This is a genomic window from Sphingomonas sp. QA11 (assembly GCF_028473665.1).
In the GTDB taxonomy this organism is placed as follows: domain Bacteria; phylum Pseudomonadota; class Alphaproteobacteria; order Sphingomonadales; family Sphingomonadaceae; genus Sphingomonas; species Sphingomonas phytovorans.
Genome location: NZ_CP098774.1, coordinates 659,338 through 673,388, shown reverse-complemented (window position 1 = coordinate 673,388; position 14,051 = coordinate 659,338). Strand labels below are relative to the sequence as shown.

The window sequence follows — 14,051 nt, the reverse complement described above, 5'->3', positions numbered from 1 at the left end:
GGCGGGAATGATTGTTCAGGTGCTTATATGGGCGCGATCCCACAACATCGCCAGCCCCTGAATGGTCAGGTCGGGCTCGATCACGTCAAAAACATCGGTCTGCTTCTCGAAAAGCGTGGCGAGGCCGCCAGTCGCGATCACCTTCACGGGACGACCGACCTCGGCCTTGATGCGAGCCACAAGCCCCTCGATCATCGCGATATAGCCCCAATAGATGCCGATATGCATCTGGCTGACCGTGTCACGGCCGATGACGCTGGTATTGGCGGGCGCCTCGATCGCGATGCGCGGCAGCTTGGCCGCGGCGGTGACGAGAGCGTCGAGCGACAGGTTGATGCCGGGCGCGATGATGCCGCCCTTGTAGGCACCGTTGAAGTCGGAGAAATCAAAAGTGGTGGCAGTGCCGAAATCGATCGTGATCAGGTCGCCGGCGTGGAGGGCGTGCGCGGCGATCATGTTGACCGCGCGATCCGCACCGACCGCGTGGGGCTCTTCCACGTCGAGTTGCATCCCCCATTCGACCGGCGGCTGGCCGGCGACCAGCGGCTCGCCACCGAAATACTTGCGCGCGAGCGTCTGAAGATTGTGGAGTGCGCGCGGGACGACCGTCGCGATGATCACGCCGGTGACCGCGCCGCGGTCATAGCCTTCGAGCGTCAGGAGCTGGCTGAGCCAGACGGCATATTCGTCGGCGGTTCGGCGCGGATCGGTCGCAATGCGCCACCGCGCCTTGATCGTGCCGCCGTCGACGAGCGCGAAGACCACGTTGGTATTGCCGGCATCGATTGCGAGCAGCATGCGAACCCCTATCCCTTCCGTTATCAGATCAGGAAGATGTCGGCGGCGTGAATGACACGGCTCGATCCGTCCGCCAAGCGCAGGATGAGCGCACCTTCACCATCCAGCCCCTGGAATAGACCATCCAGGGCGCTGCCATCGGGCAGGCGGGCGGTGAGCGCTGTCCCGGGTGGATGTGCGCGTTCGAGCCACCGGGCACGGACCGGGGCGAGACCTTCAACGCGCCAGATGCCGAGCCAGCGTTCGAAGGCGTCGGCGAGAGTTTCGAGAAAATCGGCCGGATTGGGCGCGGCTCCATGCGCGGCCAGGCTGGTGACGAGGCGTTCGAGATCGGTCGGATAGTGCGCGAGATTGACGCCCATGCCGATGACCACCGCGTCTCCCGTACGCTCCAGGAGGATACCGGAGAGCTTCGCACCGTCGAGCAACAGGTCGTTGGGCCATTTGATAGTGAGACCGCTGCTCCCCGCAATTTCGTCGCGAAGATGGGGAGACGAGGAAGGCAGGTAGGCCCGCACCACCTCTTCCAGCGCCACCGCCGCCACGAGGGCGAGTGTGGCCGCCTGCGGGTCCCCAGGCCGGATTCGAACCAGTGTCGATGCGTAGAGGTTTCCCTCGGGCGACGACCAGGCCCTGCCCTGCCGCCCCCGTCCGCCGGTCTGCCGCTGGGCGCGGAGCCACAAGCCCTCGCCTGCCCCGCCGCCGGCAAGCATCAGCATGTCGGCGTTGGTAGACCCCGTCTCCTCGACGGTACGGATCGTATGCGTCAGAACAGCGCCTTGGCGGCGGCCATGCTCCATGCGCCGAGGCACGGAATGGCAAGGTAGCCGAGGGGCGAAATGAACGCCGCGGTGAGGAAGATCAGGCCACCCTCGACCCGGCTGCCGGCCGGCGCGAAGGCTGGCGCGGGATCGTCGAAATACATCGTCTTGACCACGCGCAGATAATAATAGGCACCGATCACCGACGCGGCGATACCGACCACCGCGAGCGGGAAGAGCCCCGCGCCGACAGCCGCCTGGAACACCGCGAACTTGGCATAGAAGCCGAACAGCGGCGGAATGCCCGCGAGGCTGAACATGAACAGCCCCAAGGCCAGGGCCAGGGCCGGACGCGTCTTCGACATGCCCGACAGGCTGGCGATACTCTCGACCGGCTGGCCGTCCTCGCCGCGCATCTGGAGGACGACCAGGAAGCTGCCCAGCGTCATCGCAACATAGATGGTCAGATAGACCAGCACCGACGATACACCCTCAGCCGTGCCGGCCGCGAGACCGACCAGCGCGAAGCCGACATTGTTGATCGAGCTGTACGCGAGCAGGCGCTTGATGTTGCTCTGGCCGATCGCCGCGACCGCCCCGAAGATGATCGAGGCAAGCGATGCGAAGATCACGATCTGGCGCCATTGATCGGTCGCCGGGCCCATCGCCTCGACCGCGACGCGCACCGCGAGCGCCATCGCCGCTACCTTGGGGGCAGAAGCGAAGAAGGTCGTCACCGGGGTCGGCGCGCCTTCGTACACGTCGGGCGTCCACATGTGGAACGGCACCGCGCTGATCTTGAAAGCGAGACCGGCGAAGACGAACACCAGGCCGAAGGTCAGACCAATCGAATGCCCTGCCTCATAAGCGTCGGAGATAAGCGAGAAGAGTGTCGTGCCACTGAAACCATAAACCAGGCTGATGCCGTAGAGCAGGATGCCGCTCGCCAGTGCACCCAGCACGAAATATTTGAGGCCGGCCTCGGCCGAGCGCGTGTCGCGACGCATGAAGCTCGCCAGCACATAGGCGGCAAGGCTCTGCAGTTCGAGACCGACATAAAGGGTCAGCAGGTCGCCGGCCGACACCATCATGCCCATGCCGATCGCCGAAAGCAGGATCAGGACGGGATATTCGGGACGCAGATCATCGCCCGAACTCTGCTGGAAGAAGCGAGGCGCGATGACGATCGCCACGGCGGCGGCGATATAGATCAACACCTTGGCGAAGGCGGCGAAGGCATCGGCGCGATAGAGACCGTCAAAGGCATCCCCGCCCGACGAAGCCGGGCCGCAGAGCGCTATGGCGGCACCGAGCAGCACGGCGACGGACGTCCAGGAAATGGACCTGGTCGAACCCTGCCCGCCCCAGGCGGCGGCCAGCATCAGGATCAGCGCGCCGGCGGTCAGCACCAGTTCCGGTAGCACCATGAGCAGCGAGGAGTTCATCAGTGTGCCCCCCCATGATGCGCTTCCGGTGCAGCGGCCCCGTGATGGGCAGCAGGTGCGACGGGCTTGCCTGCCGTCGGCAGGGAATCGCCGGCGGGCGCGGCGCGCGCGATGCGCGCCTCCAGCGTAGCGACATCACCGCGCATCGGAGCGAGGAAGCTCTCCGGATAGACACCCATCCACAGCACCACTGCCGCAATCGGGGCGAGCAGCGCGATTTCGCGGAGGGAGAGATCGGGCATTGCGCGCACGTCATCCTTGGTCAGATCGCCGAACACGACGCGGCGGTAGAGGTAAAGCATATAGGCGGCGCCGAGGATGATCCCCGTGGTGCACAACAGGGTGATGGTCGTCGACACCTTGTACGTACCGGCCAGCGACAGGAACTCGCCGACGAAACCACTGGTACCAGGCAGGCCGACCGATGCCATGGTGAACAGCATGAAGAACAGCGCGTATTTCGGCATGTTGATCGCAAGGCCACCGTAGCGGTCGATCTCACGGGTGTGCAGCCGGTCGTAGATGACCCCGACGCACAGGAACAGCGCGCCCGAGACCAGGCCATGGCTGAGCATGACGATCATCGCGCCTTCGATGCCCTGGCGGTTGAAGGCGAACAGGCCGATCGTCACGATCGCCATATGCGCGACCGAGGAATAGGCGATCAGTTTCTTCATGTCGGACTGCACCAGCGCGACAAGCGAGGTATAGATCACCGCCACCGCCGACAGGCCGAACACCAGCCAGACGAACTCGGCCGAAGCCTCCGGGAACATGGGCAGCGAGAAGCGCAGGAAGCCATAACCGCCAAGCTTCAAGAGCACACCCGCCAGGATGACCGAACCGGCGGTCGGTGCCTGAACGTGCGCGTCGGGCAACCAGGTGTGGACCGGCCACATCGGCATCTTCACGGCGAAGGACGCGAAGAAGGCAAGCCATAGCCAGGTCTGCGCGTGAAGCGGGAAATCGGTGTTGAGCAGGGTCGGGATGTCGGCGGTGCCGGCGAACTGCACCATCCACAACATCGCGATGAACATCAGCACCGAGCCGAGCAGCGTGTAGAGGAAGAATTTGTAGGACGCGTAGATCCGGTTCGCCCCGCCCCAGATGCCGATGATCAGGTACATCGGGATCAGGCCGGCTTCGAAGAAGATGTAGAACAGGAACAGGTCCTGCGCCGCGAAGGTGCCGATCATCAGCAATTCGGTGACGAGGAACGCGCACATATATTCCTGGACGCGCTTCTCGATCGCGACCCAGCTCGCGCCGATGCAGATCGGCATGAGGAACACGCTGAGCATGATCAGCATCAGCGCGAAGCCGTCGATGCCGAGCTTCCAGCCGATCGGGCCGAACAGGTTCTCGTGCGCCTCGACGAACTGCCATTGCGGCCCGCCGATATCGAACTGCGCCCAGAGGCCGATGCCGAGCACCAGATCGACCAGGGTCGCGATCAGCGCGACCCAGCGCGCGGTATTCGCGCTGACGAACAGGCACGCGACGGCTGCGATCGCGGGGATCGCGAGCATCACGGAAAGGATGGGGAAACCGCTCATCGTGTGATCGCCCAGGTAACGGCGGCAGTCAGGCCGATCAGCATGACGAAGGCATAGGTGTACACATATCCGGTCTGGATCCTGCCGGCGACCCGCGAGCCGAACGCGACGACCCAGGCCGAACCGTTGGGACCGAAGCGGTCGATCGTCTTCTCGTCGCCACGATGCCAGAAGAGGCGACCGAGGGCGAAAGCGGGGCGGACGAACAGGATGTTATAGAGCTCGTCGAAATACCATTTGTTGAGCAGGAAATCGTAGAGCAGGCTGAACTGCCCCGCGAGCTTCGCCGGGAAACCCGGGTTGCGGATATAGGCCATCCAGGCGCCCCATAGCCCGAGCAGCATCGCGATGGTCGCGGATAGCTTCACGCCCAGTGGTACGTTGTGCATTTCGTGCATCAGATGCTCGCTAAAGGCGACGCTGCCCCTCCAATATTCCTCGCCCGCGGTCGGCTCGATGAAATAACCATGGAAGACGAAGCCAGCGGCGACTGCACCGATCGACAGCACGATCAGCGGCACCAGAATCGGCAGCGGGCTTTCATGCGGATGATAGCCGCCGGTGCCGTCGCCATGACCATGGGCGTGACCATGATCGTCGTGATGAGCGTCATGGGCGTGCGCGTGATCATGGCCGTGATCGTCATGACCATGCGCGTCATGCACCGCATGCTGGATATGCTCCGACTGGATCCAGCGCGGCTTGCCCCAGAAGGTCAGGAACATCAGGCGCCACGAATAGAAGCTGGTCAGCAGTGCGACGATCATGCCGACAATCGACGCGCCGCCCTGCCCGGCCGCCCAGGCGGCCTCAATGATCGCGTCCTTCGAATGGAAGCCGGCGAAACCGATCGCGAGCGGGTTGCCGAACACGGCGGGGATACCGACGCCGGTAATCGCGAGCGTGCCCGCCATCATGCCCCAGAAGGTGATCGGGATGTGTTTCCGCAGGCCGCCATAATAGCGCATGTCCTGTTCATGGTGCATCGCATGGATCACCGAGCCGGCACCAAGGAACAGCAGCGCCTTGAAGAAGGCGTGCGTGAACAGGTGGAACATCGCCACATTGTACGCGCCGACGCCGGCGGCGAAGAACATGTAACCGAGCTGCGAGCAGGTCGAATAAGCGATGACCCGCTTGATGTCGGTTTGCACCAGACCAACGGTCGCGGCGAAGAAGCAGGTCGCGGCGCCGATCGTCATCACGACGTTGAGCGCAAACGGACTCGTCTCGAACATCGGCGACAGGCGGCAGACCATGAACACGCCGGCGGTGACCATCGTCGCGGCGTGGATCAGCGCCGACACCGGAGTCGGGCCTTCCATCGCGTCCGGCAACCAGGTGTGCAGGCCGAGCTGCGCCGACTTGCCCATCGCGCCGACGAAGAGCAGCAGGCACAACACCGTCATCGTGTCGAAGCGCTGGCCGAGGAAGCCGATGGTCGAACCGGCCATGCCGGGCGCGGCGGCGAGGATGTCGGGGATCGAGACGGTACCGAACACCAGGAAGGTGCCGAAGATGCCGAGCATGAAACCAAGGTCGCCGACGCGGTTGACGACGAATGCCTTGATCGCGGCGGCATTGGCGCTGGGTTTCTTGAACCAGAAACCGATCAGCAGATAGGAGGCGAGACCGACGCCTTCCCAGCCGAAGAACATCTGGACCAGGTTGTTCGCGGTCACCAGCATCAGCATCGCGAAGGTGAACAGCGACAGATAGGCGAAGAAGCGCGGCTGATCCGGATCCTCCGCCATATAGCCCCAGCTATACAGGTGGACGAGCGCTGACACCGAGGTGATCACCACCAGCATGACCGCCGTCAACGCATCGACGCGGAGCGCCCAGGCAACGTCGAGGTCACCCGAGTGGATGAAGTTCAGCACATGCGTGATGCTGGGTTCGGCACCGCCAAGATAAGGGATGAAGACCAGCCAGCTGAGCACGCACGACACGAACAGCGCGCCGGTGGTGAGCACCTTGGCGACGGTGTTGCCGAGTGCCCGGTTGCCAAGGCCTGCGACGATGGCCGCGAGGAGCGGCAGGAAGACGATGAGGAGGATCAACGAATTACCCCTTCATCCGGTTGACGTCGTCGACCGAGATCGTGCCGCGTCCGCGGAAATAGATAACGAGAATGGCGAGCCCGATCGCGGCCTCGCCGGCGGCGACGGTCAGCACGAACATCGCGAACACCTGCCCGACCAGATCGTGGAGATAGGCGGAGAAGGCGACGAGGTTCAGGTTCACCGCGAGCAGGATCAGTTCGATCGCCATGAGCATGACGATCAAATTCTTGCGGTTGATGACGATGCCGAGCACGCCCAGCGCGAACAGGATCGCAGCGACGACGAGATAATGCGTCAGGCCGATCACAGCTCGATCCCCTTGCCGACGCCGGGCTGGGTGTTGCGCGTCGCATCCTGCGGACGGCGCGAGACCTGGCGATTGATATTCTGCGGACGGGTGCCGCCACGTTCACGATGAGTCAGCACGATCGCGCCGATCATGGCGACGAGAAGGACGAGGCCGGCCCCCTCGAACACGAACAGGTAGCGCGTGTAGAGCAGGTTGCCGATCGCCTGGATGTTGGGCACGTCGGCAGCAATCGGTGCCGCCCGGCGGCTCAGTTCGATCGCGCCGGCGCCATAGGCGCCGATGCCGACGACGATCTCCGCCGCCAGCCCGACCGCCAGCACCAGCCCGATCGGCAGATAACGGGCGAAGCCGCTGCGCAGTTCGGCGAAATCGATGTTGAGCATCATCACGACGAACAGGAACAGCACCGCGACCGCACCGACATAGACGATGACCAGCAGCATCGCGATGAACTCGGCGCCGACGATCACCATCAGCCCCGCCGCGTTGAAGAAGGCGAGGATCAGCCACAGCACGGCATGGACCGGATTGCGCGCGGAGATGGTCAGCGCTGCCGACAGCAGCACCATCGCGGCGAACAAATAAAAGGCGAGTGTCTGGATCACGGAATCAGGAGGCCCCTCGGATTCGGCTGGCGCTTAACGGTACGGTGCATCGGCGGCAAGGTTCGCGGCGATCGCACGTTCCCAGCGATCGCCATTATCGAGCAGCTTTGCCTTGTCGTAGATCAGCTCCTCGCGGGTTTCGGTGGCGAATTCGAAATTCGGCCCCTCGACCACGGCATCAACCGGGCAGGCTTCCTGGCACAGCCCGCAATAGATGCACTTGGTCATGTCGATGTCGTAGCGCGTGGTGCGGCGGCTGCCGTCCTCGCGCGGCTCAGCTTCGATCGTGATCGCCTGGGCCGGGCACACCGCCTCGCACAGCTTGCACGCGATGCAGCGTTCCTCGCCATTGGGATAGCGGCGCAGCGCATGTTCGCCGCGGAAGCGCGGGGAGATCGGGTTCTTCTCGAACGGATAGTTGATCGTCGCCTTCGCCTTGAAGAAATAGCGAAGCGTCAGCGCATGCGCCTTCACGAATTCCCACAGCGTGTAGGATTTGATGATCTGGCCGACGTTCATGACGAAACTCCAAAACGCGTCAGCATCAGGAAGCCCGACACCAGGAATACCCAGAACAACGACAGCGGGAGGAATATCTTCCAGCCAAGTCGCATCAGCTGGTCGTAGCGGTAGCGCGGGACGGTTGCCTTCACCCAGCTGAACACGAAGAAGAAAAACAGCATCTTGGCGAACAACCAGATGATGCCGGGCACGTAATAGAGCGGCGCCCAGTCGAGCGGGGGCAGCCAGCCGCCCCAGAAGAGCGTGGCGTTGAGCGCGCACATCAGGATGACGTTGGCGTATTCGCCAAGCCAGAACAGCGCGAAGCTCATCGAGCTATATTCGGTCTGATAGCCGGCGACGAGTTCGCTTTCTGCCTCGGTCAGGTCGAACGGCGCGCGCTGAGTCTCGGCCAGCGACGAGATGAAGAACACGATCGCCATCGGGAACAGCAGCGGATTGAACGCGAAGCCGTTGATGAAACCGTACAGCCCCTGCTGCTTGTTGACGATCTCCGACAGGTTGAAGCTGCCGGCCCACAGCACGACCGAGATCAGCACGAAGCCGATCGCGACTTCGTACGAGACCATCTGCGCCGCGGCACGGATCGCCGAGTAGAAGGGGTATTTCGAGTTGGACGACCAGCCGGCCAGGATGATGCCGTAAACGCCGAGCGATGAGGCCGCGAGCACATAGAGCAGACCGACATTGATGTCCGCGAGGACCACCCCTGCCTGAAACGGAATGACCGCCCAGACGATCAGCGCCACCGTGAAGGTGATGATCGGCGCGAGCAGGAACAGGGTCTTGTTCGCGCTGGTGGGGATGATGGTTTCCTGGAGGAAAACCTTCAAACCATCGGCGAAGCTCTGCAACAGGCCGAACGGGCCGACCACGTTGGGACCACGGCGGAGCGCCATCGCCGCCCAGATCTTGCGATCGGCATAGATGATCATAGCCACCGCCAGCATCAGCGGCAGTGCGATGACGAGGATGCCGATGATCGTGGCGATGAACCACGCCCATTCGAACGGCATGCCGAAGGATACGAAGAAGGCGGTCATCTAACTGCTTCCGCTTCCCCGGCGAAGGCCGGGGCCCAGTCGGGAAGGTTGTCGTGTTGGAGCGTCGCGCCCGGCGAACTCGCGGTCCGCGACTGGACCCCGGCCTTCGCCGGGGAAGCGCTGAAGGTAGCTGCCAGGTGAATCACTCGGCTGCCTCCGCGAACTCTTCGCCGTGGATCAGTTCGGCCGAGCAGCGCTGCATCGTCGGGGACGCGCGGCAGATGGCGTTGGTGAGATAGAAATCCTTGATCGGATAGCCGACCGGGCCCTCTCCCTTCGCGGCGAGTGCCGGCGCGCTCCAGGCGAAGCTGCGCAGGCCGAGCGTGGCGAGATCGGGCGTGTCGACGCCCATGGCCGCGCGCAGTTCCTCGAGCGTGTCGAACGGCAGAGTCTTGCCCAGCACCGCGGACAGCGCGCGCAGGATAGTCCAGTCCTCGCGGGCGTCGCCCGGCGGGAACACGGCGCGCTCGCCGCGCTGGACCCGGCCTTCGAGATTGACCCAGGTGCCCGATTTCTCGGCATAGCTCGCGCCAGGCAGCACGACGTCGGCCGCGGCGGCACCCTTGTCGCCGTGATGGCCGATATAGACCTTGAAACTGTCGGCGAAGGCCGAGAAATCGACTTCGTCCGCGCCGAGGAAGAAAGCGAGCTTCGGCCTGGCGGCGGCGATATCGGCGATGCCGCCCTTCTGCGCGAGCCCGAGCATCAGGCCGCCCATGCGCGAGGCAGCCATGTGAAGCACGTTGAAGCCGTTCCAGCTCTCACGCACCAGATCGAGCGACCCGGCCAGCTCGAGCGCTGCGCCATGGCCGTTCTTCAGTGCAGCGCCGCCGACGATGATCATCGGGCGCTGGGCATTCTTGAACGCCTCGGCCGCAGGCTTGGGCAGCTTGCCAAGCAATGACAGGTCGTTGCCGAGCCACTCGACCTTGTAGGTCAGGTCGGTCTCTTCGCCGATCGCGAAGACCTTCGCCCCCTTCTTGATCGCCTTGCGGATGCGGGTGTTCACCAGCGGCGCTTCCCAGCGCAAATTGGTGCCGACCAGCAGGATGGCATCGGCCGTTTCGGCGCCCGCGATCGTGGTATTGAAATTGACCGCGGCGAGCGACGTCGCGTCATAATCCATGCCCGTCTGCCGCCCTTCGAGCAGCGTCGAGCCCATCGCACCGAGCAGCGCCTTGGCGGCGTAGAGCGTCTCGCAATCGAGCAGATCGCCATGGATCGCCGCGACGCTGGAGCCCGCGTTCACCGCGGCAATGGCAGCGAACGCCTCGTCCCAGCTTGCCTCGGTCAGCTTGCCGTCCTTGCGGATGAACGGGCGGTCGAGCCGGCGGCGGACCAGACCATCAACGGCGTGGCGGGTCTTGTCGCTGGCCCATTCCTCGTTGACGTCCTCGTTGATCACGGGGAGCGCGCGGAGGACCTGGCGACCACGGCTGTCGAGGCGAATGTTGGTGCCGACCGCGTCCATCACGTCGATGGTAAGTGTCTTCTTGAGCTCCCATGGCCGCGCTTCGAACGCATACGGCTTGGAGGTCAGCGCGCCGACCGGGCAAAGATCGACGACGTTTCCGGAAAGTTCGCTGGTCACCGCACCTTCGAGATAGGAGGTGATCTGCATGTCCTCGCCGCGATAAATCGCACCGATTTCCTCCACGCCGGCGACTTCCTCGGCAAAGCGGATGCACCGGGTACACTGAATGCACCGGGTCATCACCGTCTTCACGATGGGACCCATATACTTCTCGGTCACCGCCCGCTTGTTCTCGTCATAGCGGGAATGGCCGCGGCCATAAGCCAGGCTCTGGTCTTGCAGGTCGCATTCGCCGCCCTGATCGCAGATCGGGCAATCGAGCGGATGGTTGATCAGCAGGAATTCCATCACGCCTTCGCGCGCGTTCTTCACCATCGGGGTATTGGTGAAGACTTCCTGATTCTCGGCGGCCGGCAGCGCGCAGGAGGCCTGGGGCTTGGGCGGCCCAGGCTTCACCTCGACCAGGCACATCCGGCAATTGCCGGCGATCGACAGACGCTCGTGATAGCAGAAGCGCGGAATCTCCTTGCCGGCGATTTCACACGCCTGCAGCACCGTGGCGCCAGCGGGCACCTCGATCTCAATTCCGTCGACTTTGAGTTTTGGCATGCGGTTCGTACTTGCTAGCTGCGCCGGCCGGCCGAGGGGCCGTCGACAATGGCGTGATAGAGCGGCTCGGCGATCATCAGACGCAGATGATTGCGGTTCATGCTGATCGGCTTGCCCTGGAAAACACAGCCCGAAAGTACCGGCTTGATGGCGGCGAGCGCCTGCTCCTCCTCAGCGCTGCCTGCCTTTGAGCGGACGAGTTGGACTGCGCCTGCCGGAGCGGCCTTGACCACACAGGTTCCGAATTCCTGCGTATTGATAGCCACCGCGTCATAGCCCCTGCCCGCGGGCTTCCCCGTGATCGCATTTGCATACCAGGCCTGCGCGCCCTGGACGCGGGAGGTATCGACGCTCCGTCCGTCCATCGCGACCAGGACAGCCGCCGCCGCCAGCTCGGACCTGCCGTTGAACAGACCCTGCGACGATTTGCTGATCGCGAGCGCGAACTTGTCGCCACTGCATGTGGCATAAATCGTCTTGAGACGTGCTGCCGCCCGGTTCTCTTCGTCCGAGCCCGGAAGAGTGCCAAGCAGGTCCCCGACCAGGCTTGCCTTCTGCTCCACGACGCATTCAGCCGTGGCTCGCACTTCGCGCAATGCAGCTGCTTCGTCAGTCCCCGCCGCAGCGCTTGCGGCCAGCGGCACCAGGCATGCCGCCGCGATAGCAAGAATCTTCATTCCGCCGCCTCCATCATCGGCGCGAGGTCACCCCCGCGCTCCTTGATCCGCCGTTCCAGCTCGGGCCGGAAATGCTTGATCAACCCCTGGATCGGCCATGCCGCCGCGTCGCCGAGCGCACAGATAGTGTGGCCTTCGATCTGCTTGGTCACCTGCTGCAAGGTGTCGATCTCGCTGATATCGGCATCGCCGGTGCGCAGACGCTCCATCACGCGCCACATCCAGCCGGTACCCTCGCGGCACGGCGTGCACTGGCCACAGCTCTCATGCTTGTAGAAATAGGAGATGCGGCTGATCGCCCGAACGATGTCGGTCGACTTGTCCATGACGATGATCGCCGCAGTGCCGAGGCCGGAACCGACCGCCTTCAGCCCGTCGAAATCCATCGCGCAGTCCATGATCTGCGCCGCCGGAACGAGCGGCACCGAGGAACCGCCCGGGATCACCGCGAGCAGATTGTCCCACCCGCCGCGGATGCCGCCGCAATGTTCCTCGATCAGCTGGCGGAAGGGGATGCTCATCGCCTCCTCGACCACGCAGGGCTTGTTCACATGGCCCGAGATCTGGAACAGCTTGGTGCCGCGATTGTTCTCGGCGCCGATGCCAGCGAACCATTCCGGGCTGCGTCGCAGGATCGTCGGCACGACCGCGATCGATTCGACATTGTTGACCGTGGTCGGGCAGCCATACAGACCGGCACCAGCCGGGAATGGCGGCTTGAGGCGGGGCTGGCCCTTCTTACCCTCGAGGCTCTCGAGCATCGCGGTCTCTTCGCCGCAAATGTATGCGCCAGCACCGCGATGAACGAAGACGTCGAAATCATAACCCGAGCCGCTCGCATTCTTGCCGATCAGGCCCTTGTCATACGCCTCGGCAACGGCTGCGAAGAGCACTTCCGCCTCACGGATATATTCGCCGCGGATGTAGATATAGGCCGCGCGCGCGCGCATCGCGAAGCCGGCGATCAGCGCGCCCTCGATCAGCTTGTGCGGATCATGGCGCATAATCTCGCGGTCCTTGCAGGACCCGGGTTCGGATTCGTCGGCGTTGATGACGAGGAAGTTCGGCCGCTCGGGCTTCGGCTCCTTCGGCATGAACGACCATTTGGTGCCGGTCGGGAAACCAGCGCCACCACGGCCGCGCAGGCCCGATGCCTTTACCGCGTCGATCAGGGCATCCTGGCCCCGCGCCATCAGGCCCTTGGTATCATCCCAATCGCCACGCTTGATCGCGGCATCGAGATTCCATGACTGGAACCCATAGACGTTGGTGAAGATACGATCCTTGTCGGCGAGCATCTAGCGGCCCTTCCCCGTCGCGCTCTGAACCGCGAAGTAAATGACCAGACCGACGCCGATAAGGATCAGCAGGCCGAGCAGCTTGAAGGTCACCTTCAGCACGAGGCCGAGCACGACCAGGCCGCCGATAATGGCGAGGACGGTGACGAGCGTATTCTTCATGCCCATTCCCCCCGGTAATCGTGATTCTCGTCGACCATCTCCTTGAGGCTGGTCGGCCCACCCGCCGGGCAGCTGTCGCGGCGACCGGTCTGCGAACCCGCCGGCGGCGTCCTGCCCTCGGCCAGCGCATCGAGGATCGCGGCAGTGCGATCGTAATCCAGATCTTCGTAATTGTCGTCGTTGATCTGCACCATCGGCGCGTTAGCACACGCGCCCAGGCACTCGACCTCGGTCAGCGTGAACAGGCCGTCGGGCGTGGTTGCACCCTTGACGAGACCGCGGTTCTTGCAGGCAGCCAGCACGTCGTCCGATCCGCCAAGCATGCATGGCGTCGTGCCGCAGACCTGAACGTGATAGCGGCCGACCGGCGCCATGTTGAACATGGTATAGAAGGTCGCGACCTCATAGACGCGCATGTACGGCACGCCGATCTCGCGAGAGACATATTCGATCACCGGCACCGGCAGCCAGCCCTGGGTCTGCGTTTCCGCCCCGACCTGGCGCTGGGCGAGATCGAGCAACGGCAGCGACGCGGATTGCTCGCGCCCCTTGGGATAGCGGCCGAGGATCTCGGTCGCCTTCTTGCGATTCTCGGCAGTCCAGACGAACGCACCCCAACGTGCGCGGGTCTCGGTCTCGTCGGGGATTTTGGGTGCTTCAGCCAT

Annotated in this window: 14 protein-coding genes; all 14 read right to left on the bottom strand. The window is 63.8% G+C overall.

The genetic code is table 11. The features are described from left to right. Positions 1–15: 15 nt before the first annotated feature. On the bottom strand, positions 16–798 hold the full coding sequence (locus NDN01_RS03160; RefSeq protein ID WP_272625774.1) for a type III pantothenate kinase: 783 nt from the start codon (positions 796–798) through the stop codon (positions 16–18). A gap of 23 nt (positions 799–821) precedes the next feature. Next, a complete protein-coding gene (locus NDN01_RS03155) occupies positions 822–1,517 on the bottom strand; it encodes a biotin--[acetyl-CoA-carboxylase] ligase (protein ID WP_443025231.1) in 696 nt (231 codons plus the stop codon). A gap of 47 nt (positions 1,518–1,564) precedes the next feature. Next, positions 1,565–3,004 (bottom strand): NADH-quinone oxidoreductase subunit NuoN, encoded by a 1,440-nt coding sequence (gene nuoN, locus NDN01_RS03150; protein ID WP_272625772.1) that lies wholly within the window; start codon positions 3,002–3,004, stop codon positions 1,565–1,567. Beyond that, positions 3,004–4,560 carry an NADH-quinone oxidoreductase subunit M gene (locus NDN01_RS03145; protein WP_272625770.1) on the bottom strand — a complete coding sequence of 519 codons (1,557 nt, stop codon included), beginning with the start codon at positions 4,558–4,560 and terminating at the stop codon, positions 3,004–3,006. The genes nuoN and NDN01_RS03145 overlap by 1 nt, the downstream gene beginning before the upstream one ends. Beyond that, positions 4,557–6,623, bottom strand: coding sequence for an NADH-quinone oxidoreductase subunit L (gene nuoL, locus NDN01_RS03140; protein WP_272625768.1), 2,067 nt, complete (start codon positions 6,621–6,623; stop codon positions 4,557–4,559). Before nuoL ends, NDN01_RS03145 begins: the two co-directional genes overlap by 4 nt. 4 nt (positions 6,624–6,627) lie before the next feature. Further along, complete coding sequence (nuoK, locus tag NDN01_RS03135; protein ID WP_272625766.1) at positions 6,628–6,933, bottom strand: NADH-quinone oxidoreductase subunit NuoK; 306 nt, start codon at positions 6,931–6,933, stop codon at positions 6,628–6,630. Continuing rightward, a complete protein-coding gene (locus NDN01_RS03130) occupies positions 6,930–7,541 on the bottom strand; it encodes an NADH-quinone oxidoreductase subunit J (protein WP_272625765.1) in 612 nt (203 codons plus the stop codon). Before NDN01_RS03130 ends, nuoK begins: the two co-directional genes overlap by 4 nt. A 33-nt stretch (positions 7,542–7,574) precedes the next feature. Beyond that, the gene (gene nuoI / locus NDN01_RS03125) at positions 7,575–8,060 is read right to left on the bottom strand and encodes an NADH-quinone oxidoreductase subunit NuoI (RefSeq protein ID WP_272625764.1); all 486 of its coding nucleotides are present in this window, start codon (positions 8,058–8,060) and stop codon (positions 7,575–7,577) included. Next, positions 8,057–9,106, bottom strand: coding sequence for an NADH-quinone oxidoreductase subunit NuoH (nuoH, locus tag NDN01_RS03120; protein ID WP_272625762.1), 1,050 nt, complete (start codon positions 9,104–9,106; stop codon positions 8,057–8,059). Before nuoH ends, nuoI begins: the two co-directional genes overlap by 4 nt. A gap of 142 nt (positions 9,107–9,248) precedes the next feature. Further along, positions 9,249–11,249, bottom strand: coding sequence for an NADH-quinone oxidoreductase subunit NuoG (gene nuoG, locus NDN01_RS03115; protein ID WP_272625760.1), 2,001 nt, complete (start codon positions 11,247–11,249; stop codon positions 9,249–9,251). A gap of 14 nt (positions 11,250–11,263) precedes the next feature. Next, complete coding sequence (locus NDN01_RS03110) at positions 11,264–11,926, bottom strand: hypothetical protein (RefSeq protein ID WP_272625758.1); 663 nt, start codon at positions 11,924–11,926, stop codon at positions 11,264–11,266. Further along, on the bottom strand, positions 11,923–13,224 hold the full coding sequence (gene nuoF / locus NDN01_RS03105; RefSeq protein ID WP_272625756.1) for an NADH-quinone oxidoreductase subunit NuoF: 1,302 nt from the start codon (positions 13,222–13,224) through the stop codon (positions 11,923–11,925). The genes NDN01_RS03110 and nuoF overlap by 4 nt, the downstream gene beginning before the upstream one ends. Continuing rightward, positions 13,225–13,386: a hypothetical protein gene (locus tag NDN01_RS03100; RefSeq protein WP_272625754.1), complete on the bottom strand. Its 162-nt coding sequence runs from the start codon at positions 13,384–13,386 to the stop codon at positions 13,225–13,227. Next, entirely contained in the window at positions 13,383–14,051 is a 669-nt protein-coding gene (locus NDN01_RS03095; protein ID WP_272625752.1) for a complex I 24 kDa subunit family protein, read from the bottom strand. Before NDN01_RS03095 ends, NDN01_RS03100 begins: the two co-directional genes overlap by 4 nt.

What these genes read in the sequence shown, in the direction of transcription:
- NDN01_RS03160 (WP_272625774.1), bottom strand. Translation starts at nt 798, where the DNA reads ATGCTGCTCGCAATCGATGCCGGCAATACCAACGTGGTCTTCGCGCTC.
- NDN01_RS03155 (WP_443025231.1), bottom strand. Translation starts at nt 1,517, where the DNA reads ATGCTGATGCTTGCCGGCGGCGGGGCAGGCGAGGGCTTGTGGCTCCGC.
- nuoN (WP_272625772.1), bottom strand. Translation starts at nt 3,004, where the DNA reads ATGAACTCCTCGCTGCTCATGGTGCTACCGGAACTGGTGCTGACCGCC.
- NDN01_RS03145 (WP_272625770.1), bottom strand. Translation starts at nt 4,560, where the DNA reads ATGAGCGGTTTCCCCATCCTTTCCGTGATGCTCGCGATCCCCGCGATC.
- nuoI (WP_272625764.1), bottom strand. Translation starts at nt 8,060, where the DNA reads ATGAACGTCGGCCAGATCATCAAATCCTACACGCTGTGGGAATTCGTG.
- nuoH (WP_272625762.1), bottom strand. Translation starts at nt 9,106, where the DNA reads ATGACCGCCTTCTTCGTATCCTTCGGCATGCCGTTCGAATGGGCGTGG.
- nuoG (WP_272625760.1), bottom strand. Translation starts at nt 11,249, where the DNA reads ATGCCAAAACTCAAAGTCGACGGAATTGAGATCGAGGTGCCCGCTGGC.
- NDN01_RS03110 (WP_272625758.1), bottom strand. Translation starts at nt 11,926, where the DNA reads ATGAAGATTCTTGCTATCGCGGCGGCATGCCTGGTGCCGCTGGCCGCA.
- nuoF (WP_272625756.1), bottom strand. Translation starts at nt 13,224, where the DNA reads ATGCTCGCCGACAAGGATCGTATCTTCACCAACGTCTATGGGTTCCAG.
- NDN01_RS03100 (WP_272625754.1), bottom strand. Translation starts at nt 13,386, where the DNA reads ATGAAGAATACGCTCGTCACCGTCCTCGCCATTATCGGCGGCCTGGTC.
- NDN01_RS03095 (WP_272625752.1), bottom strand. Translation starts at nt 14,051, where the DNA reads ATGGCTGAAGCACCCAAAATCCCCGACGAGACCGAGACCCGCGCACGT.